Annotated in this window: 23 protein-coding genes and 2 tRNA genes; 14 read left to right on the top strand and 11 right to left on the bottom strand. The window is 58.3% G+C overall.

What is annotated here, in order from left to right; translation table 11 throughout:
• Positions 1-10: 10 nt before the first annotated feature.
• Genes RBB81_RS12330 through RBB81_RS12340 form a run of 3 tightly spaced genes read right to left on the bottom strand, consistent with a single transcriptional unit; the run spans position 11 to position 3,710 of the window.
• On the bottom strand, positions 11-1,114 hold the full coding sequence (locus RBB81_RS12330) for an ABC transporter permease (RefSeq protein ID WP_353070821.1): 1,104 nt from the start codon (positions 1,112-1,114) through the stop codon (positions 11-13).
• A complete protein-coding gene (locus tag RBB81_RS12335; protein WP_353070822.1) occupies positions 1,114-2,424 on the bottom strand; it encodes an ABC transporter permease in 1,311 nt (436 codons plus the stop codon). Before RBB81_RS12335 ends, RBB81_RS12330 begins: the two co-directional genes overlap by 1 nt.
• Before the next feature lie 11 nt (positions 2,425-2,435).
• Positions 2,436-3,710, bottom strand: a complete 1,275-nt coding sequence (locus tag RBB81_RS12340; protein ID WP_353070823.1) for a Fe-S-containing protein — start codon at positions 3,708-3,710, stop codon at positions 2,436-2,438.
• 209 nt (positions 3,711-3,919) lie between these two features.
• Here RBB81_RS12340 and RBB81_RS12345 point away from each other — a divergent pair, with 209 nt between their 5' ends.
• The gene (locus RBB81_RS12345; protein ID WP_179582268.1) at positions 3,920-4,612 is read left to right on the top strand and encodes a GNAT family N-acetyltransferase; all 693 of its coding nucleotides are present in this window, start codon (positions 3,920-3,922) and stop codon (positions 4,610-4,612) included.
• 217 nt (positions 4,613-4,829) lie between these two features.
• Positions 4,830-5,210: a hypothetical protein gene (locus RBB81_RS12350; protein WP_353070824.1), complete on the top strand. Its 381-nt coding sequence runs from the start codon at positions 4,830-4,832 to the stop codon at positions 5,208-5,210.
• 80 nt (positions 5,211-5,290) lie between these two features.
• On the opposite strand, the gene RBB81_RS12355 is transcribed toward RBB81_RS12350, so the two are convergent.
• A tRNA-Arg gene (locus RBB81_RS12355) sits at positions 5,291-5,367 on the bottom strand.
• Positions 5,368-5,690: 323 nt separating this feature from the next.
• Here RBB81_RS12355 and RBB81_RS12360 point away from each other — a divergent pair.
• From RBB81_RS12360 to RBB81_RS12370, 3 genes are read left to right on the top strand one after another with little or no spacing between them, the layout of a single operon-like run.
• A complete protein-coding gene (locus RBB81_RS12360; protein WP_353070825.1) occupies positions 5,691-6,344 on the top strand; it encodes a (2Fe-2S)-binding protein in 654 nt (217 codons plus the stop codon).
• A 13-nt stretch (positions 6,345-6,357) separates the two neighbouring features.
• The gene (locus RBB81_RS12365) at positions 6,358-7,365 is read left to right on the top strand and encodes an FAD binding domain-containing protein (RefSeq protein ID WP_353070826.1); all 1,008 of its coding nucleotides are present in this window, start codon (positions 6,358-6,360) and stop codon (positions 7,363-7,365) included.
• A 10-nt stretch (positions 7,366-7,375) separates the two neighbouring features.
• Entirely contained in the window at positions 7,376-9,628 is a 2,253-nt protein-coding gene (locus tag RBB81_RS12370; protein ID WP_353070827.1) for a xanthine dehydrogenase family protein molybdopterin-binding subunit, read from the top strand.
• Positions 9,629-9,683: 55 nt separating this feature from the next.
• On the opposite strand, the gene RBB81_RS12375 is transcribed toward RBB81_RS12370, so the two are convergent.
• The 4 genes from RBB81_RS12375 to RBB81_RS12390 form a co-directional block, all read right to left on the bottom strand.
• A complete protein-coding gene (locus tag RBB81_RS12375) occupies positions 9,684-10,925 on the bottom strand; it encodes a glycoside hydrolase family 99-like domain-containing protein (protein ID WP_353070828.1) in 1,242 nt (413 codons plus the stop codon).
• 235 nt (positions 10,926-11,160) lie between these two features.
• Positions 11,161-11,237: transfer RNA gene (locus RBB81_RS12380), tRNA-Arg, on the bottom strand.
• 63 nt (positions 11,238-11,300) lie between these two features.
• Entirely contained in the window at positions 11,301-11,585 is a 285-nt protein-coding gene (locus RBB81_RS12385) for a hypothetical protein (RefSeq protein ID WP_348641560.1), read from the bottom strand.
• Between the two features lie 105 nt (positions 11,586-11,690).
• A complete protein-coding gene (locus RBB81_RS12390) occupies positions 11,691-12,158 on the bottom strand; it encodes a TlpA family protein disulfide reductase (RefSeq protein WP_353070830.1) in 468 nt (155 codons plus the stop codon).
• Between the two features lie 45 nt (positions 12,159-12,203).
• On the opposite strand from RBB81_RS12390, the gene RBB81_RS12395 reads away from it, so the two are divergent.
• From RBB81_RS12395 to truB, 5 genes are read left to right on the top strand one after another with little or no spacing between them, the layout of a single operon-like run.
• The gene (locus tag RBB81_RS12395) at positions 12,204-13,295 is read left to right on the top strand and encodes a glycosyltransferase (RefSeq protein WP_353070831.1); all 1,092 of its coding nucleotides are present in this window, start codon (positions 12,204-12,206) and stop codon (positions 13,293-13,295) included.
• 55 nt (positions 13,296-13,350) lie between these two features.
• Positions 13,351-13,761: a 6-pyruvoyl trahydropterin synthase family protein gene (locus RBB81_RS12400; RefSeq protein ID WP_353070832.1), complete on the top strand. Its 411-nt coding sequence runs from the start codon at positions 13,351-13,353 to the stop codon at positions 13,759-13,761.
• Positions 13,758-14,186 (top strand): 6-carboxytetrahydropterin synthase, encoded by a 429-nt coding sequence (locus tag RBB81_RS12405; RefSeq protein ID WP_179582284.1) that lies wholly within the window; start codon positions 13,758-13,760, stop codon positions 14,184-14,186. Before RBB81_RS12400 ends, RBB81_RS12405 begins: the two co-directional genes overlap by 4 nt.
• A 14-nt stretch (positions 14,187-14,200) precedes the next feature.
• The gene (gene folE / locus RBB81_RS12410; protein ID WP_353070833.1) at positions 14,201-14,809 is read left to right on the top strand and encodes a GTP cyclohydrolase I FolE; all 609 of its coding nucleotides are present in this window, start codon (positions 14,201-14,203) and stop codon (positions 14,807-14,809) included.
• Between the two features lie 19 nt (positions 14,810-14,828).
• Positions 14,829-15,701 carry a tRNA pseudouridine(55) synthase TruB gene (gene truB / locus RBB81_RS12415; protein ID WP_353070834.1) on the top strand — a complete coding sequence of 291 codons (873 nt, stop codon included), beginning with the start codon at positions 14,829-14,831 and terminating at the stop codon, positions 15,699-15,701.
• Positions 15,702-15,703: 2 nt separating this feature from the next.
• On the opposite strand, the gene RBB81_RS12420 is transcribed toward truB, so the two are convergent.
• Positions 15,704-16,402, bottom strand: a complete 699-nt coding sequence (locus RBB81_RS12420) for an arylesterase (protein ID WP_353070835.1) — start codon at positions 16,400-16,402, stop codon at positions 15,704-15,706.
• Between the two features lie 101 nt (positions 16,403-16,503).
• Here RBB81_RS12420 and RBB81_RS12425 point away from each other — a divergent pair, with 101 nt between their 5' ends.
• The 4 genes from RBB81_RS12425 to RBB81_RS12440 all read left to right on the top strand — a co-directional run bounded on the left by RBB81_RS12425 (position 16,504) and on the right by RBB81_RS12440 (position 22,119).
• Positions 16,504-17,226 (top strand): ABC transporter ATP-binding protein, encoded by a 723-nt coding sequence (locus RBB81_RS12425; RefSeq protein ID WP_179583582.1) that lies wholly within the window; start codon positions 16,504-16,506, stop codon positions 17,224-17,226.
• A complete protein-coding gene (locus tag RBB81_RS12430; RefSeq protein ID WP_353070836.1) occupies positions 17,226-19,808 on the top strand; it encodes an ABC transporter permease in 2,583 nt (860 codons plus the stop codon). Before RBB81_RS12425 ends, RBB81_RS12430 begins: the two co-directional genes overlap by 1 nt.
• A gap of 74 nt (positions 19,809-19,882) precedes the next feature.
• Complete coding sequence (galK, locus tag RBB81_RS12435; protein ID WP_353070837.1) at positions 19,883-21,058, top strand: galactokinase; 1,176 nt, start codon at positions 19,883-19,885, stop codon at positions 21,056-21,058.
• Positions 21,055-22,119 (top strand): UDP-glucose--hexose-1-phosphate uridylyltransferase, encoded by a 1,065-nt coding sequence (locus RBB81_RS12440; protein ID WP_183788884.1) that lies wholly within the window; start codon positions 21,055-21,057, stop codon positions 22,117-22,119. The genes galK and RBB81_RS12440 overlap by 4 nt, the downstream gene beginning before the upstream one ends.
• Here the strand turns inward: RBB81_RS12440 and RBB81_RS12445 are convergent.
• A complete protein-coding gene (locus RBB81_RS12445) occupies positions 22,097-22,684 on the bottom strand; it encodes a hypothetical protein (protein ID WP_353070838.1) in 588 nt (195 codons plus the stop codon). The two genes, RBB81_RS12440 and RBB81_RS12445, sit on opposite strands and share 23 nt — an antisense overlap.
• A gap of 24 nt (positions 22,685-22,708) precedes the next feature.
• Positions 22,709-25,663 carry an immunoglobulin domain-containing protein gene (locus tag RBB81_RS12450; RefSeq protein ID WP_353070839.1) on the bottom strand — a complete coding sequence of 985 codons (2,955 nt, stop codon included), beginning with the start codon at positions 25,661-25,663 and terminating at the stop codon, positions 22,709-22,711.
• Position 25,664: the final 1 nt, after the last annotated feature.

Consider the following 25,664-nt stretch of genomic DNA (forward strand, 5'->3'; position numbering starts at 1 on the left):
TCATATCTTCTCACTCACCTTTCAGCAACGCAGCCGGCTGCAGACCACGCAGCACCCGAGCAGGGAATAGCGCAGCCATCGCGGCGATCGCCACATTCAGCAGCAGCACCAACGGCAGCACCGACGGTCGCGGCCGTGTGGCCGTGTGGAAGTTCCCCTCGCTGATCGCCCATGCTGCTGCAGACCCGACGACGAAGCCCACCGCTACGCCTGCCAGCGCCAGCACCAAAGCCTCCAGCAGGAACATCCCCATCAACTGCATCTGCGATCCGCCCAGCGCCTTCATCAAGGCGAAGTCTCGCCGACGCTCCAGCACGCTCGCTGACAGCGTCGCCAGCACACTCACCGCCACCGTCAGCGCAATCAGCAGTACCGCCCCATACATCAGCGCATGGGTGCGATCCACAATCTTCGACTCTCCTTCAACCAGCTGCCGCACAGGCTGCACCTGCATCTCCGGAAAGTCCTGCCGCAGACGCGCCATGGTGGCCTCGACCTTCGCCGCGCCTCCCGGAACCTGAAGTTCAATCACGGTCGGCCCAACTCCTGTCCACGCAATGAAGGCGGCGAGAGGCATGTAAATGCGACTGTCTTCATCGCTGCCGGTCTTGAGCCGTCCTGCCCCGTTCAGCGTAATGGAGTGTCCTGCGAAGGTCAGGGCGACCCTGTGTTCATTCCCAACGAACTGCGCCGCCCTCTGACCAAGCAACGCAGCGTCCGAGGCTGTGGCATCAGGCCATGTCTCCACCTGCCACCACGAATCCAGCCGCCTGACCGCCGCAAAATCTGTTCCAGCTACGACTACCGGTGTTCCGGTATCGGTCGTCGCCACGGCATAGGCAAACTCTGCGGCCAACGCATCTGGCCCCGCCGCCTCCTGCACGCGAGCGAGAGCATTCGCGCGTAGCGGCGTCGAAGCGGGAGCAGTGAGGACAACATTCGCGCCGAAGCTACGAAACTCTTTATGAAGCTTGGCGTCGAGATCCGCGTAGAGTGTAAGCAGCGCCGTCGCGACACCAGCCGACACCGTCATCGCTACTAACGCTGAGATACTTCGCGCCCTGCGATGTACCAGCGACCGCCGCAACATTCCGAAGAGGCTCAGCTTCACCATCAGGCCTCTGCCCTCAGGATCGCTGAGGGGTCCATTCGCAGAGCTGTCCGTATCGATGGCGTACTTCCGGCGATCGCCACCACCAGCGCCAGCGCGACCACCACAGGCAGCAACACCGGAATCAGCACGGCCTCCGCCGCACCGCCGTCACCGGCAAAGATCCTCGCGCCGAGCCAAGCGGCAAGCCCCGAACCAAGCAGATAGCCCATGCTCCCCGCGATCAGCGCCAGCAGACCTGCCTCAGCATAGAACAGCAGAGCAATCGAGCCTTTACTCGCCCCCAGAGAACGCATCAACCCAATCTCCCCACGCCTCTCAAGAATCGCCGTCGCCATCGCCGCGCTCACCGCAAACCCCGCAGCCAGCAACGCTGCCGCGCTGATCAGCCACATCAGCCCCGAGATTCGCTTCAGCACATTGCCTTCGCTCTGCTCCACGCGTCTTACTTGCTCCGCCTGCGCTCCGGGAATCGCCTCGCGAATCTGATAGGCAATCGAGTTCGCATAAGGCCTGCAGTACCAGATCTCTCGCTGCTTCGGGGGGAGGGAGTCAGGATCGACCCGCGCAAACGCATCCTCCGGCTTGGTCCGCGCACTTACTTCGACGCGGCGGACAGCATCGTTCGCGCCCACGAAGGCTTGCGCATCGTGGAGCGTAAGCAGAATGCCATTGTCATCTTCGCCGCCCGTCGTGACGATGCCGGCAACGTCTGCGGTCAGTCGGGAAGAGGGCGCGGCCTGCGTCTCTTGCATGACGAAGGTGTCGCCAATCTTGATGTTGAGCTTCTTCGCAAGATTCGTACCAACGACCACACTCCGGCTGTCCGGATTGCTCTGCGGAACAGGCCATGATCCTTCGAGATGCCACCACGGATGCAGGGCCGGCCCTCCAGTCTTCAAACCATTGAAGTCGTGATCGAACCAATATCCGACCGCATTAACGGCAACGAGCGGATCGCCTGCGTTCCGGGCAACCGCCATCTGGGCTGGCAACTCCGGCGAGACGCCAGTGATGTTGTTCGCCCAAAAGATTGTCTTAAGTTTTGCGAGATCACTCTCTTTCAGGTAAGCGCCACCCGAGGCCGGCTTCAGATCCACACCACCCACCTTCACGTCGAGCAGGTCGGCCTTGGGATAGACGATGATGTTGGCTCCGTAGACTGCAAGCTCTTTATGGATTCGATCGCCGATCGTGGTTGCGAGTGCGAGCATCGCCGTCACCGCCGTGGTTCCGAGCAGGATCGCTACGCCGGCCAGCATCTTGCGGCGGCGCTGTCTGCGAAAGCTCTCCATGAGGAGGCGAAAGAACATTTAGTGCTCCCTCATCGTTCGAAGACCGGAGCGAGCGACCGAAGATCCGCAGCCTCAATGATCAGTTGACTGCCACCGACGGTCGACTTCAGCGGGATGGGATTGCAGCCACCCTTCTGCCCCATCGAAGACGCGTTCAGAGGCGAGGCGCACATCTTGCAGGTGACTCCCTGATCGCCGATATAAAACCCAACCGGCCCGCAGATCTGACAGGCGTCGGCAACAGAAACGATGTTTCCGTCGGGCTTTTTGAAGAGCAAAAATCGAATCTCCACGTTCCCACCCTTGCCATCGTCAAGGTGAACGCCGTAGCGGTGCAGTTTATCGTCGTTGACGTCACCCGTAGGCAATGTCACCTGCGAACCCACCAGCGTCACCGCCGCCGTAGGGGAGAGCGTAGTCGAACTCTTCGCGTAGATGAACTCGGCTGTGGAGAGAAAGATGAAGACGAAGCTGGTTGCAACAACGGCGGTCATCCACATCTTCTCGCGCCGCTGGGTCCACTCGGCGCGGCGTTTGTCGGCGGGGGTCGCGTTCGCACTCAACACGGCCGGCGTGCGACGCTTGTACTCCAACAGCATCATCAGTCCGGCCAGCGCGAGCATCGTTACGAAGAAGAAGAGATCGTTGCGGACGATGGGGCCGATGAGACGCATCTCGGTCGGGCTCGACGGCAGCACGCCATTCTCGCTCAGCTCATGCAGACCGCTGACGATCAGCTGGAACGCAACGAAATAAAGGATGACCGTGGTGACGCGGAAAAACCGCTGCAGATTGATCTTCACGCTGCCCCGAATGAACAGCACGCCGAACACCACCGCAACCGCGATCCCTAACAGCGTTCCGGTAAAGCTCAGCAGCTCGGTCGAGTTCAGGGTGACTGCGGAAAGAATCAGAACCGTCTCGACGCCTTCGCGAAGGACCAGCAGAAATACGAAGAAGAACAGCCCCGCCTTCGAGACGCCCGCCGGGCCCGTGTATTGAGAGATCTTCTCCTCGATCGATCCCTTCATCGTCCGAGCCGTCTTATGCATAAACCAGATCATGCTGATGACGAAAGCGGCGGCGCCCAGCATCACCCAGCCCTCGAAGATGTCCGTATTGAACTGGCTCCGGGCAATTACCACTGCCCCCGCGACGCTGGCAGCAATTGCTGAGCCCAGGGCCCAGAAGACAGTCCGCTTCAGCTCCGGCCTTCCGATCTTGGATAGGTAGGCGAAGACGATGCCGACGATCAGCGATGCTTCGACCCCCTCGCGGAGCGTGATGATAAATGCCTGCAACATAACGTCTTTCTCTTCCCTGGCGGCGCTCCGGCAGGCCGGCAACCGCCAGCCCCGAGCCCATCTCCACGAGGTTGGATCAACCCCTCGTTCCACTATCTAGTGTAATGAGGACTAAATTGGTCGTCAATCAAAGCTGCCCGATTATCAGCCGGAATTTCTACCCGCCAGATACTCGAGCCAGACGGTCGAACACCGTATTCTCTATAAGAATGACCGATCTGCCCGAGAGCCTCTTTGCAAATCCGGTGTGGAATGCCCTCCATACGAAGCACCGCCGCTTCGCCCTTTCAGCTGGGGAGGCCTGCCGCTATCCCGCCGACGTCGCTCCCTTTGCAGCCGTAGCTTCGCCGAACGAAGCCGCACTGAAGCAGCTTCACTCTCTCCTGGTACCGGGCGAATCTGTCTGGATTGTGGGCGAAAGCTACCCCCATCTGCCGGAGCTCGTCTTCGAACAAAGGCTCGAGTGTCTCCAGATGGTCCTTCCCGCAGAGATAACATCGCCTGTGCGAACCGTCGAAATCGTCCCACTTACAAACGAAGATGCGCCAGAGATGGTAGCCCTCACCGACCTCGCATTCCCCGGCTTCTTTCGCACCAGAACCTGCGAGATGGGTTCCTACTTCGGGATACGATCTGAAGGCCAACTCATCGCCATGGGCGGCGAGCGTCTCACCCTCGACGGCTACCCGGAGGTCAGCGGAATCTGCACTCACCCCGACCATCGCGGCAAGGGCTACGCCGAAAATCTAATCTGGCAGCTTGTAAGAAACCATCGTCGCGATGGCCTCGTGTCCTGGCTTCACGTCACAGCCACGAACGATCACGCCATTCAGCTCTATCTTCGAATGGGATTCATCGAGGTCCGCAGAGTGATGCTTCACCGCATCTCTCGCAAGGTTTGAAAAGGGTTCAGTTATCGCAGTTTGGGCCAGTAGATTTCGATCGTTCGAGGCTTCACGCAAGCAGCAATTGGGATCGAATACGTCTAAACTTAGGGTTCGGGGGTTTTGCGGGCGAAGTTTGAGCCGCCTGCACACTTGCACTTTCGAAATGTCACCAAAGTCTCATCGACCCGTGACACCACCGAATGAGACCATCGATAAATGAGACCATCGATATATGTTGGAAGAACGTAAGCGCCGCTCTACCGTCATCGTTCTGGGTTGCGTCTGGATGGTGATGCTTGCCGTCCTGTCCTTTTTGCCCAACCACGACAAGCTACTGTTACACACGACCGGGCACTACCATCGTTGGGGCCACGTCGTGGCCTTCCTTACCATGACCCTTTTGCTGGTCAGCAGCGTAACTTCCCTGCGGTCTCGAGTTGCTCTGGCCGCGGTCGTAGTGTTCTTCGGATATCTTCTAGAATTTCTGGAGCACGTAATCTACAACAACGCGTTTGAGCGGTCCGACGTGATGATAGACACACTCGGCGTCATCTTTGGACTGATCATCGTGCTGGTCCGCGATGAATACAAACGTCTCCGGCAGTTCGAATAGGGTCAGCAAGCTCTCACGGAAAGATCTTTGGCTGCGGCCCTAACGATTCTGGATTTTGAGATCTGGAATTTGGGATGGAATGGTGCGCCCGGAAGGATTCGAACCTCCGACCCTTTGGTTCGTAGCCAAATGCTCTATCCAACTGAGCTACGGGCGCACATTGCGTGGGTTGCAACCTTTTAAAGATATAGGATTTCGCTCTTTGCGGCAAGCCGAGCATACATCGGAAGTGAGGACCGGCAAGTCTCTCCCGGCAAGCAAAAGTCCAGCGAAAGATCGCCCACCGAAGGCAAAAATGCTCTAGACACGGGGAGTCTGAAGAGATTTGATTGCAGACTCTTTGGTCCCGAGATGACGACCGCTTGTCCCATTGATTTCCGGACGCATCAGGAAAAATCTTCGGAGGTCGCTGGCGGTTAAGTGGTCGCATGTATGAAATAATTTCGTACGTTCAAAGAGCGCTGCGTCCGGAGGTGGATCTTGGCGGTTGATGAAAGAGACACAAAAGAACCAACGTCTTCCTTAGGGAAGCTGAGCCGCAGATCGTTTCTGTCGCACATGGGAGCCGCAGGCGTTGCGACGGCCGCGACAGCGGTCACTCCGCTAGTCGTCTCTTCAGCGATAGCTGAGACGCAGGAGAGGACAGTTCCTGACGCGCAGGCCATCCCAGGAACGATGCCAGTGACTCTCAAGGTGAACGGCCAGTCGTACTCGGTTCAGATTGATCCGCGTGCAACGCTGCTGGACACCTTGCGCGAGACATTGCATCTCACTGGCACTAAAAAGGGTTGCGACCACGGGCAATGCGGCGCTTGTACGGTGCACATCAATGGCCGGCGCGTGAACAGCTGTCTTACCTTCGCGGGCATGCAACAAAACGTCGAGATCATCACAATCGAAGGCCTCGGTCAACCCGGTCACCTGCACCCGATGCAGGAGGCGTTTGTGGCGCACGACGGCTTTCAGTGTGGATACTGCACCTCCGGACAGATCATGTCCGCGGTCGCCATGGTGAAGGAGCCGTGGGGAACAGGGGATAGCGATGTGAAGGAGGCCATGAGCGGCAATATCTGCCGCTGCGGAGCCTATCCAAATATCGTTGCGGCAGTCCAGGCAGTTCGGCGAATGGCATAGGAGGAGATCGGCAATGGAACTCTTCGAACTGGTGACGGCGCAGACGGTCCCGGATGCGGTGAAGGCTCAGGCAAAATCGTCCACCGCCCAGAATGGCGCCGAGGTGCGATTCATCGCGGGTGGAACCAACCTGATCGACTACATGAAGCTGAACGTCGAGCGGCCTAGCCGATTGGTGGACATCAACAGTCTGCCGCTTGACCAGATCGAGAAGACGGCCGACGGCGGGCTGAAGATCGGAGCTCTCGCACGCAACGCCGACGTGGCTCAGAATGCAACCGTGAAGGAGCAGTATGCGGTGCTTTCGCAGGCGCTGCTGGCCGGTGCGTCACCGCAGCTGCGCAATATGGCGACGACGGGAGGCAATCTGCTCCAGAAGACACGCTGCGTCCACTACAGGGATACCGCGACCGGGTGTAACAAGCGTGAACCGGGTTCTGGCTGTTCTGCTATCGGCGGCTACAACCGCATGCTGGCGATTCTGGGTACAAGCGAGCACTGCATTGCGACGAACCCCTCCGACCAGAACGTCGCATTGATGGCGCTCGACGCTGTGGTTCATATCGAGGGAGTGAAGGGCCAGCGGACTGTGCCCATAGCGGAGTTCTACCTTGTTCCCGGATCTACTCCGCAGCGTGAGACTGTTTTGGAGCCAGGCGATCTGGTGACGCAAATCACGCTGCCCAAGCTGCCCGTCGGCGCAAAGAGCGTGTACTTGAAGCTGCGTGATCGCGCCTCCTATGAGTTCGCGTTGGCCTCAGCGGCAATAGTGATGAAGCAGGACTCAAGCGGAAAGATCGAATTCATTCGCGTTGCGATGGGCGGGGTTGGAACCAAGCCATGGCGCTCCACGGAAGCTGAAAAGGCGCTTCTCGGAAGGTCTGCGACCTCGTCAACCTTCCTGGCTGCAGCGGACGCGGCAATGCACGGCGCGAAGCCTCAGAGCCAGAACGGATTCAAAGTTGAACTGGCAAAACGCTGCCTGACGCACGCGATGGGACAGGCGAGTCGAAGCGCCTAAGGAGATGACGATGGATCAGGTGACTGAGTCGAAGGTGATTGGCGTTTCGACGCCGCGGATCGATGGCCCGCTCAAGGTAAGTGGCTCGGCGATGTACGCCTCGGACCACCACTTTCCCGGGCTGCTCTACGCGTGGCCGGTCTGCGCAACGATTTCGAATGGGAAGATTGCGCACCTGGACACGGCCGGAGCGGAGAAGATGCCCGGCGTCGTCGCTGTCTACCATCGAGAAAACATTGGGAAGCTCTACCGTGTGCCTCCTTCAAGCGGGTTCACGCTCATCATCGATGAGAAGCGCCCTCCGCTCGAGGACGACACGATTCGCTACTACGGCCAGTATGTCGCCGTCGTTGTAGCGCAAACGGTCGAACAGGCGCGGGCCGCAGCCGAGAGTGTGAGGGTGACCTACAACAAAGAGAAGCCGGACACCGGCGAGAAGCTGTTGGGAACGCCGCTCACAACCGACAAGCCTGATGAAAAAAGTAAGCGCGGGGATACGGCTGCGGCATTGACTGCGGCGAGGGTAAAGGTGGATGCGGTATACAAGATTCCGGTCGAGACCCACAACCCGATCGAGTTGCATGCTTCGGTAGCAGTCTTCGACGGAAAGAAATATACGCTGTATGAGACCTCGCAGGCAGTTGTGAATCATCGCGATGTGATGGCGCAGATGCTGGGCGTTCCCACCGAGCAGGTACAGGTGATTACCCGATTCCTGGGCTCGGGATTCGGAGGCAAGTTGTGGCCGTGGCCCCATGGATTACTGGCTGCCGCGTGTGCACGCAACCTCGGGCGTCCCGTCAAGCTGGTGGTGAGCCGCCAGATGATGTTCCAGAGCGTCGGCCACAGGCCCGCAATCGACCAGCGAATTCAGCTCGCGGCCGAACCCGATGGCAAGCTAACCGCAGTGCAACAGGATTACGTCAATCACACATCGATGCTCGATGACTACGACGAAGGTTGCGGCGAGATCACGCCGTTCCTCTACAGCACGCCAAACCTGCTGGTGACCGGAGGACTCGCTCGCCGTAACGTCGGCAACCCAACGGCGATGCGAGGGCCGGGTGCAGTGCCGGGATTGTTCGCGTTGGAATCGGCCATGGATGAGCTGGCGATCGCGCTGAAGATGGACCCTGTGCAGCTGCGCTTGAAGAACGAACCAGCGCTCGACGAGAGCCTGAATATTCCATTCTCTTCTCGTCACATGAAGGAGTGTCTGACGGTTGGGGCAGAGAAGTTTGGCTGGGCGAAGCGCACTCCAGAGATAGGCTCGATGAAGCGCGATGGCCTGACGCTGGGCTGGGGTATGGCCGCATGCTCGTGGCTGGCGGCGCGAATCGAGACTGAGGCGACAGTCGAGCTTCTCCAGGATGGCTCAGCGCGAGTCGCTTGCGGCACGCAGGACATCGGCGGAGGAACCTATACCGTCATGGCTCAGGTCGTTAGTCATGAGACGGGTATTCCGGTTAACCGGATCGATGTCGTACTCGGCGACTCCTCGCTTCCGCCGGGGCCGATCTCGGGCGGCTCCTGGGTCACGGCCTCCATGACGCCGGCAGTGCTTGGAGCAGCCCAGAACGCAGGCAAGGCTCTCTTGCTCGCAGCGATCAAGTCTGATGGGTCGCCGTTCAAGGGCAAGAAGCAGGAGGACCTCGAACTCGTCGACGGAACGGTTCGCCTGAAAGGACAAGGGCAGGACGCAGTGCCAATGGCCGAGATTCTGCGGATCGCCAAAGTCAACTCGGTCTCGGGCACCAACAAGTCGGATGGTACCTTCGGAGCCTCTAAGCCCAAGGTTTCGTTCCACTCCTACGGTGCGCAGTTTGCCGAGGTGACCTGGCAGCCGGAGATCGCACGCCTTCGTGTCAGCCGGGTTGTCACGGTGATCGATGCCGGACGCATCTTGAATCCGCGGCCGGCTCGCAACCAGATTGAAGGTGCGGTGGTGATGGGCGTCGGTATGGCGATGTTCGAAGAGACGATGTACGACGCACGCTCGGGTGCTCCGATCAACAATAACCTGGCCGACTATGTGGTAGCGGTCAACGCGGACACGCCGGAGATAGACGTCACATTTCTCGACTATCCGGATTATCAGCTCAATGCTCTTGGAGCTCGAGGTGTCGGAGAGATCGGTCTTGCAGGGATTGCCGCGGCGATTACCAGTGCCGTCTATCACGCGACCGGTATTCGCGTGCGCGATCTGCCGGTGCGTATTGAGGATTTGCTGGTTCCGGCGAGCAAAAGCGCGCATCTCGCCTGATCCCTCTCCTCACAGAAGTGCAGAAGGACGGCCAATCCGCGCCGCGCGATCGAGATCAAGCCTTGCTGCCGAAGACTGCATGGATCTGCTCGAGATAGGCATATCCGTGTTCCGTGTCGGGTTCAAGATAACTCCCCTCAGTCCATTCGTTCCATGAGTTCACGGTGAGCAGCTTCGTCTTGAGGTCAGGAGAGTTGTCAAGAAAGAGCTTCGCCGAACGAAGGGCATCGCCAAATCGTTGCGGGGTGTTCCCTTGCACTACGGGCATGAACGGATACGACGATTGGGTATAGATGTCAGATTGACATGCCCGTGGCGAGGAGTCCCATCCCATCGAGACGTTCGGGTAATAGGGCTTTCCTAACTTCGCGGACGCTGTAGCTCGATAAACTTCGTAAGCAGAGGCCAGATCCTGATACTCCGAGGCGGGAAACTTTGCCAGCTGTGCGTGATGGATCCACACATAGGAGGTTGTGCTGTCGACGTTCAAACGCGCGAGCAGATCCTTCAAGTCTGTCACCTCCGTCTGCCCCGGTAACAGTTGGACACCCCAGGTGACTGCATTAAAATGCAAGTCTCTGAACCCCGCTGCCTTCACCTTATCGCGAAATTGTTGTAGCGCTGCCGCCGCTTTCTCAACCCCACCCATTCCGAGCACAAATCGATACAGCTCGTAGATGGAAAAGTAGGGACACCCATCGACCTTGAGATAGTTGTCCTGGCTGAAGTAGTTATTGACGATGTGGGTTGTGAGCTTCTCAAACGTGGAGGCCGTGACCTCGCCCGCATACTGAAGGTGTGGCGGAGCCGTCAACTTCGCAGGATGCAAATCGAACCAGTCATGATTCGCCCACATGATGGCGAACTCGACATCTGCGCGGTTAGTCGCGCGTAGATAGCCCTCCTCGAGAGCGCCCTGCAAAAAAGGACCGTCGTTATACCAATACCAATCGAAGATGAAAGCGGAGATTGACGCACGAGCAGCTGCACTGATCTTTTGTTCAAAGACCTTTGGATCAGACTCATCCCCGTAACCCCATAGAGGAACCTTGGGCTGTTTGTGGCCGGCAAAACGCGGCTTGGCGTCCTTTACCAGTTGCCATTCGGTCCACCCCTTGCCGTGGGCGACATCATTGCGGGGATCCTGGTGATAGTTACCGAAGTAGTAAGCGGCGACTACGTACTTCTCGCTCTCTCGATGAGTTCGAGACTGCGCAATCCCGCTCTTCGCAATTGAAAGCGCGATCGCATTTGACGCCATACTCTTGATAAATCCCCTGCGGCTTTGGGTCGACATCTAAGACACGCTCCATTCGAGGTTGCAGACCATGTAAGACCCCACGCAGCAAGCAGGAGCCGACGATCTAGACTCTCATAACCGAAGGCAAATTCAACGGGGCTGCAGATCTCAAGATATGTTTAGCGGCACGATATGATCTCAGAGCGCGCACGGCACCCTTCGACGATCACCGTCTCAAGGCACAACAGGCACCGATACGAATGTAGCGGTAAGCCTGACCAATTGATATTTGTGGTGCGCCCGGAGAGATTCGAACTCCCGACCCTTTGGTTCGAAGCCAAATGCTCTATCCAGCTGAGCTACGGGCGCGCAAAACAGGGAAGTGAACTACAAGAGCATCCTAAAAATACCGGAGAAACAATCCTCAAGCAACTAGGTTGTAACCGCAGGCTCAGCCGGAGGGGGTGGAGTGAACATCGGCATCGTCTCGACGATATCCAGCCCAGCGCGACGCAGCAGCTGATGGATCACCGGCTCGGTCAAACGAGTCGCGTCGTATTCGATTCGCACTGTCTTCTTCGCCTCGTCCAGCGCCATGTGACGCACCCCGTACACCTCGCGCATCTTCGCCATCGCCACAACGGAGGCTTCGGTCGGCGGAACTCCATAGCGGTAAAGAACATCAAGCTGTGTCATGGCTTCGATGATACCAGTCACGCCGTCACCCGTTTCGCCATATCTGCCAGATTTCCCTTTGCGGCCGGTAGGACGAGGATTCAGGGGTAGTCGCTAATTTTGTGAAAACGGAAGGTTTCAACGGCCTCACATCTTCGAGAGATAGCTGGTGATCTCGGGACTGGTCCATACCTGCGCTCCGATGAACTTCCGTCGCAACACGCCCTGCTTATCGATGATGTAGGTCTCGGGAATCTGCGCCGTCCCATAGAGCGCGTTGACCTTCTGCTCCTCGTCGCGAACAGTCAATAGGTCGACATGATGGTCCACCAGAAACCGTTTATACACATCCGGATCCTGATCCATACTCACCGCGACGATCGCCAGCTCCGGCATCTGTTTTTGTAGCGCCAGCAGGCTGGGCAGCTCCTCGATGCAGGGCGCGCACCAGGTCGCCCACAGATTCAGCACCACCACCCGCCCGCGCAGCTTGCTCAAATCAACCGTCCGGGTGCCATCCCCCATCACAAACTGCGGCGCGGGCTTATCGATATTTCCGGGATGACTGCCGCGGTCGCACCCCGCCACCAGCAGCGGTCCCAACACTAAACTCATCAACAATCTACGCACAAGTCACTCCACTTCCTATAATACGAAGTCGTGAGCGACACCGACCCCGCGCAGGAACCGAATTCTACCGAAACACCCGACCTCGAACTCTCGGTCATCATTCCCGCCCGCAACGAGCAGCGCTCGCTGGCCGCCTGTATGGCTTCTATTCTGAGCCAGTCTGAGCCCGGCTTCCTCCTCGGCCAGCATTGGGAGTTGATCGTCGTCAACGATGACTCAACCGACAACACCCGCATCATCGCCGCCGAAGCCGCCTCTACCCACGAAGGGGTCCTCGTCCTCGACGCCCCTCCATTAGACCTTAGCGCCAACGGAGGATTCACCGGCAAGACCAACGCCTGCTGGACCGGCGCGCAGGCCGCACGCGGCAGATACCTCCTCTTCACCGACGCAGACACCATCCACCAGACCAACGACATCTCCCGGTCCCTCCGCGAAGCCGACCGCCATGACGCATCTCTGCTCTCCTACTCGCCCCGCCAGATCGTCACCGGCTTCTGGCAGCACGCCGTCATGCCGTTGATCTTCTCCGAACTGGCCTCCGTCTATCCTCCAAAGCAAGTCAACGATCCAGCCAGCCAACTCGCCGCTGCCAACGGCCAGTTCCTCCTCGTCGAACGCGATGCCTACTTCTCTGTCGGAGGACATCGTGCCGTCGGCAAGAGCGTTCTCGATGACGTTGCCCTCGCCGAAAACATAAAACGTGGCTCTCGGACCATCCGCTTCCGCTACGCCCCCGAAGCCCTCTCCACCCGCATGTACTGGACCACCGCAGAGATGGTCGAAGGTTGGACGAAAAATCTCGCCATCCTCTTTCCAAAGCCCGTTGCCCTCGCCCTCTGGCGCGTCCTCGACCTTCTTCTCTTCTTCGGCCTGCCGGTTGCGGCGTTTGGCCTCTACTGGCTGCAACCCTGGCAGAGAAACGTTATCCTTCTCATCTGGGTCAGGACGCTCTGGCGCTTCTACTCCCGCGTTGCGCGCTCCAACTTCTCGGCACCAGATATAGCGATCTCCATCCTTGGCGTCCCGTTTTTCGTTTACTTACTTTTGCGCAGCGTGAGCCGTCATCGTTTCAAGAAAATCATTATCTGGAAGGGACGTAACTACAACACCTCCCCCTAGTTACCATGGTTTGCATCCACCAATCCCATAAACACGTCTAACCACAGGAATAACGATGATCTTTCTTACCCGCAAAGCCGAATTCTCCTCTGCCCACTTCTACTGGAACGAAGCGTGGTCGCCTGAAGAGAATCAACGCATCTTTGGCAAGTGTGCCAATCGCAACGGCCACGGTCACAATTACACGCTTGAGGTCACAGTCGCAGGCTCGGTAGATGCCACCTCCGGCTTCGTCGTCGATCTAAAGGAATTGAAGGACATTCTCGAGCGCGAGGTCGTCAGCGTCTACGATCACCGCCATCTAAACCTCGAAGTTCCCGAGTTTAAAACCACCATCCCCACGACCGAGAACATTGCTATCGCGATATGGCAGCGCCTCCACGACAAGATCCCTCACGCAAAGTTGCACCGCGTCCGCGTCTACGAGATGCCGGATCTCTTCGCGGACTACTATGGAGAATCATGAAGGCGCATCTCAATCGCCGTTACCACTTCAGCGCGTCGCATCGTCTTCACACCGAGGCGTACGATGCCGCGAAGAATCGTGCCGTCTTCGGGAAGTGCAACAATCCCCACGGCCACGGCCACAACTACACCGTGCAGGTAACTATGAGCGGTCCGGTCGATCCATCCACAGGAATGGTCTGCAATCTCGCGGAGCTTGATGCCTTTGCGCAAACAAATCTTCTCGCCCGGTTCGATCACATGAACCTGAATACCATGAATTGCTTTGCGAATATTGTCTCCACGACGGAGAATCTAAGTATCGAGATCTATCGCATCTTTCAACACTTTCCCGCTGCTCATCTGGAGCGGGTTCACGTTGAGGAGACCAGCAACAACTCGTTCGACTACGCCGGCGACGCGACACCAACGCCAGGCACGATGTAAGAAAGGCCCGTCCTATGGCACGCACCTCGGCCACAATTGAACCATCATTACTCGACACCGTTTCGACTCAGGATCTCTACCGCGAACTGCTTCTCCGCATCGGAGAAGATCCCACGCGGGATGGCCTGCTACGTACCCCCGAGCGCATGGAGAAGTCCATGGCGTTTCTCACGCGCGGCTACTCCATGAACGTCACCGACGTTCTCCACGAAGCTCTCTTCGACGTCGACTACGACGAGATGGTCATCGTGAAAGACATCGAGTTCTTCTCGCAGTGCGAGCATCACCTCCTGCCCTTCTTCGGCAAGGCTCACATCGCGTACGTCCCAAACGGCAAGGTCATCGGGCTCAGCAAGATTCCGCGCCTCGTTGATGTCTTCGCACGAAGACTGCAGGTGCAGGAACGGTTGACCCGGCAGATAGGCGAAGCCATCACCGATGCAATTCGCCCGCAGGGCGTAGCCGTAATTCTCGAAGCACAGCACCTCTGCATGATGATGCGCGGCGTTGAGAAGCAGCACTCCTCAACCGTCACCTCGGCCATGCTCGGCGTCTTCAAAACGCAGCTCCAGACGCGTAATGAATTCCTTTCTCTTGTCCGCCGTCAGGGAAACTCGTTCTAGCGGCTAAACTGGAGACTGCATGAATGGTCTCCTTGTACTCGATAAACCCTCCGGCATTACATCGCATGACGTCGTCGCCATCGTTCGCCGGGCCACTGGCGAAAAGTCCATTGGCCACCTCGGCACGCTGGACCCAATGGCCACCGGCGTTCTGCCGCTGCTTCTCGGCAAATACACGCGCCTCGCGCAGTTCTTCGGCCAAGCAGACAAGCACTACACAGGCCGCATCCGCTTCGGCTTCGCCACCGATAGCTTCGACGCAGACGGAATGCCTGCGGGCGAAACGCTTCCCCTGCGCCTGACCCTTGAAAAGCTGCGAACACTAAGTCAAAGATTTCGCGGGGAGTTAGACCAGGTCCCCCCGATCTTCTCCGCGAAGAAGATCAACGGAGTCGCTGCCCATAAGCTGGCGCGAGCAGGCGCCGAGGTCGCGGTCAAACCGGCGCGCATCACGATTCACAACTTCGAGCTAACCTCCCTCGAAGGCGACACGGCATCTTTCGTCATGTCCGTCTCCGCCGGTGGCTATGTGCGTTCCGTAGCCCACGAGCTCGGGCAATTGGCGAACTGTGGTGCGCATCTTTCCAGTCTGCGAAGGACCCGTGCCGGAGCATTCTCCCTCGAACACTCGATCACCATCGACCAGCTCAAGACAGCCTCGGTCGCCGAACTTGAGGGGATGCTGCCGCACCCGCGCACGCTGCTCCCCGAGATGCCGTCCGTTACCGTGGACGATCAGCTTGCCGGTCGATTGCGAAACGGAATGCAGGTCAATCTCCCCGATTTCTCGCAGGCACCTCTGGTTAAAGTATTCACTACTCCAACAGATTTATTGGCAATCACGCGCCGTATCGCCGGCACGTTGATGCAACCCATCGTCGTCCTCGGGTAGCTTTATTTTTTCAGCAGAGGCGTCACGAGAGGGAGCACATTCTTCGCGACGATCCGATTCCCCGCGCTCGTTGCGTGGGTCCGATCAGCCTGCATCATGCCGTCCACGCCGAAGACGTCCTTCAAAAGAAAGGGAAGTATCGGCACATGATACTTCGCTGCAAGCGTGGCGTAGGTGTCATTGAACTGCTTGATGTAGTCAGGGCCGTAGTCGGGTGGCAGAGTAATTCCAGCGAGAACGACCTTTGTTCCACTTGCCTTCAGCGTGCCGACAATCTTGTCCAGGTTTGTGCGTGAATCTTCAATGCGAAGACCGCGTAACCCATCATTCCCGCCAAACTCAACCACCACCACCGCAGGATTTAAAGCAAACACCCTGTTGAGCCGCTCGACGCCGTCCTTGGTCGTATTGCCGCTAATCCCCTCGTTCACGACGCGGTAGTTATATCCTTCCGCGTTCAGATCCGTCTGAAGATAGTCAGGATAGCTCTGCCCGAGGTCCGTTCCGTAGCCTGCAGTCAGGCTGTCCCCGAAGCAAACGATGACCGGCCGCCCATCGTTTGCGGCTGCCGACGAGGGCCGGGAAGCAGGATCTGGAGCCTCGCTTTCGGCAACCGGCTGGCTCGAATCCGTCACCTCAGCCTGTTTCGCTGTCTTATCACCGCGGCAGCCACTCAGCGAAAGCGCCACCAAGAGAGACAAGACCGTTAGAATAGCTACAGATTCTGTTCTCCGCATCTTTACAAAGTAACAAAACCGTTGCCGAAGAAGGAGAGTCCCCGAAGTTGACATACCAAACTCCCATGATCGCTGTGAAAGACCTCCGCAAGTCGATCCGCAACGGCCCCCGAACCGTCGACATCCTCAAAGGACTGGACTTCACAGTTCCGAAAGGTCAGTTCGCCGCAATCATGGGCTCGAGCGGTAGCGGAAAATCCACTCTTCTCGGTCTGCTGGCAGGCCTCGACACTCCGAGCGCGGGCAGTGTTCGACTCAACGGCACCGAGATAAGCTATCTTCCGGAGGACAAGCTCGCCCAGGTCCGCGGAAAAACCATCGGATTCGTCTTTCAGTCCTATCAACTGATCCCAACGCTGACCGCACTGGAAAATGTCCTCCTCCCTCATGAGCTCAACGCCGACACAAAAGAAAGTGGCCTTGAACGCGCACGCGATCTGCTCACCAGCGTTGGCCTCGGAGACCGCATGGACCATTATCCCGTCCAGCTCTCCGGCGGTGAGCAGCAGCGAGTAGCCCTCGCCCGAGCCTTCATCCTCCGCCCCCCCATCGTCCTGGCCGACGAGCCTACAGGAAATCTCGACACAACCAACGGCGCGCATGTGTTGGAGCTTCTGCTCAATCTAAATCGTACTGAAGGCACAACCCTCGTCCTGGTCACGCATGACCCCATGCTTGCGACCTACGCCAACCGCCGCATTACTCTGCGCGATGGGTTGATCATCGCCGACGAGATCAACCCATCGCCGGCCGAGACCTCCCGCGAAGCCGCCTTGACCGAGGGCTAATGGCGACCCTCTCCTATCGTTCCGCCGCGAAGATCGCCGCCCGCGAGATGCACTCGTCCCGCGGAAAGTTTTTCTTCGTCATTCTCTCCGTCGCCATCGGCGTCGCTGCGCTAACTGGAGTACGCGGCTTCTCTTCGTCCTTCCGAAGCACTCTGCTCAATCGAGCCCGCAGCATCATGGCGGCTGACCTCTCCGCAAGGATGTTTCAGCAGCCGACCCCGGACCAGCAAAAGGCCCTCGACGAGATCGCGGCAACCGGCGTCGAGATAACTCCCGTCACAGAGCTGCTCTCGATGGCGTCATCCGCGAAGACACTCGATCCTCTACTCGTATCTCTCAAGTCGGTCGATCCCACAAAGTATCCCTTCTACGGACAAGTCGAACTCAGCCCGTCCGCTCAACTGAAGACCGTACTCAATGCGAACACGGTCGCAGTTGCTGACGACCTCCTCGTGCGCTTGAATGTCAAAATAGGAGATCAGCTGAAGATCGGGACACAGCTCTTTCGCATCGGGTCGGTTGTCGTCAATGAGCCGGATCGTCTCTCGGGCAACTTCGCAGCTGGGCCACGTGTACTCATCTCGCGGGAGGGCCTGGACGCAAGCGGCCTCCTCGCGCCCGGAAGCCACGCCGGACAACGCTATCTCTTCAAAGTTCCTCCGCCCAGTAACGGCGCACCTATCTCCGACAAAGCAGTGGCAGACCTGAAAGCCCGCCTGGAAAAGCTCCTTCCAGAGGCACAAATTATTGACTACCGCGAGACCAACCCAGCACTCACGCAAGGTCTCGATCGTGCCACAAGTTTACTGTCGCTGATGAGTCTCGTGGCCCTGGTCCTTGGCGCCATCGGTGTCGCCATGGCGATGCGAGCTCACCTCCAGCAACGGCTCGACACCATCGCAATCATGAAGTCCCTGGGCGCACGCTCAGGCCAGATCATCAAAATCTATCTTCTGCAGACGCTCCTGCTAGGCCTGGCCGGAGGTTTCCTGGGCGTTGCGCTTGGCGTCGCAGTGCAGCTCAGCTTTCCCCACCTTCTGGCGCGGCTCATCCACGTCGACACCGAGCTTCACGTCCAGCTTCGCACCGTCATCACTGGACTCGCAGCCGGCCTGCTCACGACCCTTCTCTTCACCCTGCCTCCGTTGCTCGACATCCGCGGAGTCCGTCCCATCTTGATTCTGCGCCGGGCAGTGGAAGATAACGACGACCCATTCGTGACCGCAGCCTGGCGCAAGATCACCAAAAATCTCGCGCAGGTCGCAGCCGCGGTGCTCATTCTCGCAGGACTTGCTGCCATCGCCACGACACTAAGCGATTCGCTTGTCGTGGGCGAGGTATTTTCGATTGGCCTGGTAGCCGTCCTTGGGGTTCTATTAGTCTCCTCGGTAGCCGTACTGGCCGGACTCCGCTTCTTCCTCTCCAAAACTCGTCTCCATCTGCCGTCCTCGCTTCGTCACGGACTCGCAAACCTCTATCGCCCAGGCAATCCCTCTGCAGCATTATTGGCCGCACTCGGGTTAGGCGTGATGCAGATCATGACGGTCTACCTCGTCCAGCAGGCCGTAGTCTCGGAGCTCCACGTTTCCGCCGCGCCAAACCTTCCCAACGTCTTCCTGATCGATATCACCAACGAAGAGATCGGCGGAATTCGTACGCTGCTAAAGTCACAGCCCAGCGTCACCGCACCACCGGAGCTCCTTCCCGTCGTCTCATCCCGCATCGTCGACATCGATGGCGTCCCCGCAAACGAAGCGAAGCTGAAGAACTTTCCCAAACGAATGTTGCGATCGATAAACCTTACCTGGTCCGCCGCCTCGCCCCCCGGAACGAAAACGGTGGAAGGGAACTGGTGGCCCACAGACGAAAAGCGTCCTGTAGTCGCCGTCGAAAAACGTCAGGCGGACAGGCTAGGCGTTCATGTCGGCTCGCACATCACCTTCGCCGCGCAAGACACTCAGTTCGTCGCCACGGTCGTCGTTCTCACTAAGTCCGACGGCCAGCACGCTTACTCGCGAGCGGAGTTTATTCTGCCGCAACCTGCCCTCGCAGGTCTGCCGGTCGTCTGGTACGGTGGCGTCCATGCCGATCCAGATCACGTTGGCGAACTGCAGCGCGCACTCTACAACTCCTACCCCACCGTCACCGTGATCAACGTCGCGCAGGCGCTCGAAACCGTACGAGCCGTAGTCCTCCAGATCACCTATGTGATCCAGTTTCTCGCAGCGTTCTCCATCTTCGCCGGCATCATCATTCTCGCCAGCTCGATCGCCGGAACCCGCTATCGCCGCATCCGCGAGGTCGTCGTCCTCAAGACTCTGGGAGCCACGCGAGCACGCATTGCCACTGTATTCTCCATCGAGTTCGCAGTCCTGGGGCTCGTTGCTGGCATGGTCGGCATACTCTTCGCGAACATCATTGCGCGAGTGCTGCTAACCAGGCTCACCGTAACGTACCACTTCCAATGGTTGTGGACGCTCGCCGCACTGCTCGGAACAGCCGCCTTGACGGTCGTAACCGGCTGGGTGGCAAGTCACCGCATCCTGGGCAGAAAGCCGCTGGAAGTCCTCCGCGAAGAGTGACGAAAAAGCCTTACGTGCACGTTCACGATTGTGAGATGATCTTGTCAATAACTTTAGGGATGCAGGTACTGTGAATGAAGACGTACAACGAAGATGCGCTGCGTCTTCATCATCAGCGATTCGGTCACGAGGGCAAGCTCTTCGCTGCTCCTGCGCGAGTCAATCTGATCGGCGAGCACACCGACTACACCGGCGGCCTGGTCATGCCCATGGCGATAGACTTTCGAACCGCCGCCGTCCTCAGTAAGAGAGACGACCAGCGCGCCGTCTTCTACTCGGCAAACTACGAGGAAGAAGCCTCATTCGAAGTTGCCTCGCTGGAGCGCGCGCCGAAAGGGCATTGGTCCGACTATCCCGCTGGCGTTCTGTGGTCTCTCCAACAGCAAGCCATCAGGGTAAGTGGCTTCAATATGACCCTCGCAGGAGACGTTCCTCTGGGAGCTGGACTAAGCTCCTCTGCCTCCGTCGAAGTGGCGACGGCATTGGCACTCCTGGCCCACGCAGGAGCGGCCCTGTCCCTCGAAAAACTCGCGAACCTCTGCCGTCGCGCCGAAAACGAGTACGTCGGCGCAAAGAGCGGCATCATGGATCAGTTCGTCGTGGCAGGCGCCGTAACGCATCGCGCGATGCTGCTCGACTGCCGCTCTCTCACCTTTGAGCTTCTCCCCTTGCCGGACCAGGTGCGTGTGGTCATCTGCAACTCGATGGTGAAACATGCTGTGGCAACCGGCGAATATGGAGACCGTCGTGATGAGGTCGAGTCTGGTCAGTCGGTCCTGCAGCGCGAGCGGCCGGGTGTGCAACTGCTGCGGGACGCGACGCTCGAAGATCTTGAAGCCTGCAAAACTAAGATGTCCGCGGCCAGCTTCGCGCGATGCCGGCACATCATCACAGAAAATCAACGGGTATTGGATGCTCGGGAGGCGCTGCTGCGCGACGATATGAAGCGATTCGGAAGCATCATGGTTGAGGCTCACAAGAGTATGCGCGATGATTTTGCCGCAAGCTGTAAAGAGGTCGATACGTTGGTTGAGATCGCCACGCAGCAGCCAGAGTGCTTCGGGGCTCGTATCACAGGGGGCGGATTTGGAGGATGCACCGTGAATGTCGTCCGGACCGAGGCCGCGGAGCAATTCGTTACCACTTTGAAGAAACAGTACGCAGCAAAGACCGGAATCGAAGCACAGTGTTTTGTGAGTGCTCCCTCCGATGGAGCGCTCGCCATGGCTGCAAACGGCGGTGTCCTGTGATTTCGTTAGCGCAGCAGAACCCTCACCGTCGGTTCAATCCCCTCAAGCGCGAGTGGGTGCTGGTATCTCCGCACCGCACACAACGCCCCTGGCAAGGTCAAACAGAGGCGAAGACCGCTGAGGTCGCACTGACCTACGATCCAACCTGCTATCTCTGTCCGGGAAACGTGCGCGCCGGCGGAGTGCGAACCGACAAGTACACCACCACCTATGTCTTCGAAAACGACTTCGCCGCATTGAAGCCGGACGCTCCGCAATTCTCCAGCGATGAAGGCGGCAAAGGCCTGCTCCTTGCAGAAGGAGAGAGCGGCGTATGCCGCGTCATCTGTTTTTCTCCGCGTCACGACCTCACGCTGGCGAAGATGTCCGTACCCGAAATTTGCTCTGTCGTCGATGTTTGGAGCGAGCAGTACGCAGAGCTGGGCGCACGCGATGACATCCGTTATGTGCAGATCTTTGAAAATCGTGGAGCGATGATGGGAGCCAGCAATCCCCACCCGCATGGGCAGCTCTGGGCGAGCCGCTCCGTCCCGGACGAAGTAGTCTCAGAGCTCGCAGGCCAACGCGAGTACCTCGCAAAGAATCAGGCAGTTCTGTTGTGCGAGTACCAGAAGCTCGAGGAGTCGCTGGGCGAACGCGTCGTGGCGAAGAATGAGAGCTTCCTTGCCGTCGTACCGTTCTGGGCCGTTTGGCCCTTCGAAGTGATGATCCTTCCGCGCCGACACGTCACCACTCTGCAGGAATTCACGGAGACGGAACGGTCAGACTTTGCAGCCATTCTGCATTCCGTCACCACGACGTACGATCAGGTGTTCGATACTCCGTTCCCATACTCCATGGGCCTGCATCCCGCTCCATGCGACGGGGAGCAACATCCTGAGTGGCAGTTTCACGTTCACTTCTACCCACCGCTGCTGCGTTCGGCCACCGTACGAAAGTTCATGGTTGGCTACGAACTGCTAGGTTCTCCGCAAAGGGACATCACACCCGAATCCGCTGCCACAACCCTTCGTGAGGCGCATCTGCGAACTCTTCCACTCAGTGGAACCAATGAAAAGTAACCCCTGCGCCCAATAGAATATTGTTCTGGCGATTGTCTGCGGAGTTATCGAAACTGGTCATGTAGTAGTCGGCCTGTATAAGGCGGACAGAAATTCCGAGGGTCAAGGGTAGGTCGATTCCTCCGCCGAGACGACCCGCAAAAGCAGAGGTACCATCCGCCACGCCAGCCATCCCGCCGCCTGCGTGTGCCCCTCCGACCAGCACCTGCGCGAATGGTTCAAGCGCGCGATCACCATGATTCCAGAATCGTGGAAGGCGATAGCGAGCGCCACCGAGATAGGAAGTCAGGGTAAGCGATCTGCTGGAGGAGAGCGCATTGCTGGTGTGATCGACACTAAACTCTGCGACTGCCGCCAATCGAGTGCCAAGGTTCCAGGAGGCGGAGATGCCGCCGCCATTCAGCGGAAAGCAGCCGCATCCTCCATTCGGAGGCGCGTTCGTGTGCACCCAGTGGTACGTAACAGCAGCATCTCCGCTATGCGATGGTTCCCCAGAGATCGCCTGGGCCAAAGCCGTACCCGCCGTTCCGATGATCCAAAAGCAGACTAGTAAAAACGATCGCATCTCTAGATTCTCCTCGTCCACACGTTAGTTGGACGGTGCGGTAACAGTGGCTGAGAGGTTGCTGATGACCGTCTGCTCATCGAGAGCACCGGTGGAGGCGCTGAAGTAGAGGTAGGCCACAGGAGGGACAGAGACGCTGCCCGAGAAGGCCTGAGTGCCATCCATCGTCACAGTCATCATTCCTTGCACGATAGAAACGACATAATCGTGCGACACCGTGGCTCCTGCCAGAGCAAGTGGGGCAATGTTTGTGTTGACGTTGAAGTATGGCTTCTCCCACAAGGCGGTCTCGCCCCTGCCAACGCCAATGTAAGGAACAGGTGGATCGCCCGGATCGTGATAATCGTCGAAGGCAAGCACGATTCCAGGAATTCCCTCGGCACCTAGTCCGCCTCCCGTAGCTCCAATGCTGTTGGTCGTCGCTCCAAGAGACGGATCGCCCAGCGTCATCGCGAAGCCGTCTGCTGGAGGATTGCTCGAGTTGCTCGTCGTGATCGTGAAGCTCAGTTGAATGTCGCCGGTGGAGATCAGATTAGGCCAGACGATCTCGCCTCGCTGCCCGAGCACTGCTGCTGACAACTGAATCGCACAGGAAGAATTCGGGGGCTGGGCATTGCCAATCAACTTCCAACTCCCGCAAAGATTGCTGATGCCCGTTAGATCTCCAACAAACAGTGATGCTGAATTGCTGGTGACCGCCGGAGAACTTCCGTTGCTGACAACCACATAAAAGACGGAACCGGAGTCAGAAGTAGCCGTCGAGGCCTGCGTATACGACGCGCTCGTTGCTCCTGGAATCGCAGAGAAGGTGGCACCTCCCGGGGCTGCTTCAAACCATTGATAGGTCAGAGGAAGCGCGGAGGTCGCTGTTACCGAGAAGGTAGCCGAATCTCCCGCGTTGACGTAAACATCCACGGGCTGCTTCGTGATCAGGATGCCGTCGCCAATCGCCAGAGTAGCAGTCTGAGATAGCGCCTGTCCGTAGCTGTTCGTGACGATGACATAGTAGCCGTCCTGATCATTATTGATAGTGGTCGCGGTCGCCGGAACAGTATAACTGGACGACGTTGCCCCTGATACGGCCGTCCCCGTCACGCTCCCCGCAGGTTTCTGATACCACTGATACGTGAGGGTAGGCGATCCGACCGCAACCACAGTGAGTGTTGGTGTGCCGCCAATCGCCACGGTCTGGCTCATCGGTTGAGTGATAATCGTGGGTGGATCATTGCCGGGATTGACTGTCAGCGTAGCCGACGTGCTGGTAAGCACGCTTCCGCAGGTATCCGTGACCGTGGCATAGTATTTGGCGCCGTTCGAACTCGTGTTCAATACTGGCGACGTGTAGATGCTGGAAGTAGCCCCTGCGATGGCAACTCCCGTCGAGCCGCCCGGGGCAATCACATACCACTGGTAGCTAAAAGGAGCGTCGCCTGTAGCCGCAACCGAGAAGGTCGCAGTCTGGCCCTGGACGATCGAAAGACTAACTGGATTCGACGTAATCGACGTTCCCACCACGACCTTCGCGGCGTTCGAGGTGACACTGCCCGCGGCATTTGTAACTGTGACTGTATAGCTGCCGACATCCATCGCAACTGCGCTCGGGATAAAGTAGCTCGAACTAGTTGCACCGGCAATCGGCGATCCGTTGAAGAACCACTGATACGTGCTCGCATACAAAGCGACGACAGAAAGAGTTGTCGAGGCGTTGTTGCAAACATTCACGCTCGGCGGTTGCCCGGTGATAACCGGCAAGCTGAGGGTCACCTTAGTGGTAGCCGAAACAGAAGGCTCATCCACACTGGTAGCTGTGATCGTATAGGTGCCAAGTGTGTTGGGAGAGGTCCATACATTGCCGACGAAGCTCCCCGCACTGGCGGTCCATACCAGGCTGTTGGTAGCACCTCCGGAGACGCTCGCGGTGAACGTCTGAGTTCCCGGCGCTATCGTCGCATTCGCAGGAGAGATCGGCCCGATCGTCACATTGGTTGGTGTAACCGTGCACGTGGTCGAAGCCACTGCTCCACCCGTGCCGGTGACCGACAGTGTGTACGTCTTCGGAGAGATCAGCAACGGAGTCGAGTAGGAGCTGCCGCTGACTGCGGACAACGTGATATCACTGCTCCCAACTCCCGCCGATCCGATCACTGCCGTTCCACCCGAGAAGGTGGGAGTCAGGGTTGCAGAGGTGTTGTATGCGGGAGTAGCCGAGTTGCAGGCAAGACTGGTGGCCACAGGGATCGTATTGATGACCGTCAAAGTGGCCGGATTGCTCGTGGCTCCGCCGGCGGCGTTGGTTACAGTCACCGTGAACTGCGAGTTGTTGTCACCGATGACCGTGGCAGGCGTGGTGTAGCTGCTCGATGTGGCACCTGCGATCACAATCCCGTTCTTAGACCACTGGTAAGTAAGGGGAGCCGTCCCCGAGGCAGTAACGCTGAACGTCGCGGTCTGTCCCACCTGCACGGTCTGGTTCGCTGGTTGACTGATAACAAGCGGTGCGTTCGGCGGCACTGTAGTGGAGCTCGCAGCCACCGTCAGCGTAGCCGGCGAACTGGTCACCGTCCCTCCAGCATTGGTTACCGTCACAGTAAAGACAGAGCCGCTATCGGTGCTCGCCGTCGCCGGGGTAGTGTAGGTGCTCGAAGTCGCTCCGGCGATCGCCGTTCCGTTGTCGAACCATTGATAAGTAAGTGTCCCGGCCCCCGTCGCGGTGACGCTGAACGTAGCGGTCTGTCCGACATTTACGGTCTGATTTACCGGCTGCTTCGTAATGGTTGGAGGTTGACCGGAGTAGCCATTCCACCCTCCGCCGCACGCCGTCATCACAAGCAGCGCGAGCGTCGCAGTCAGAAGCCGGAAACCTCCTGAGCGGACCTTCATCAACCCGCTGGATCGTCGATCGTCAGGCCAAATAGCGAGGCGCAACTTCGAGAGCGACGAAGCGATAGACAAATTGAGGGATGCGGCTACTTTGAACATC

Origin of the sequence: Tunturibacter gelidoferens (assembly GCF_040358255.1) — a bacterium.
Taxonomy (GTDB): domain Bacteria; phylum Acidobacteriota; class Terriglobia; order Terriglobales; family Acidobacteriaceae; genus Edaphobacter; species Edaphobacter gelidiferens.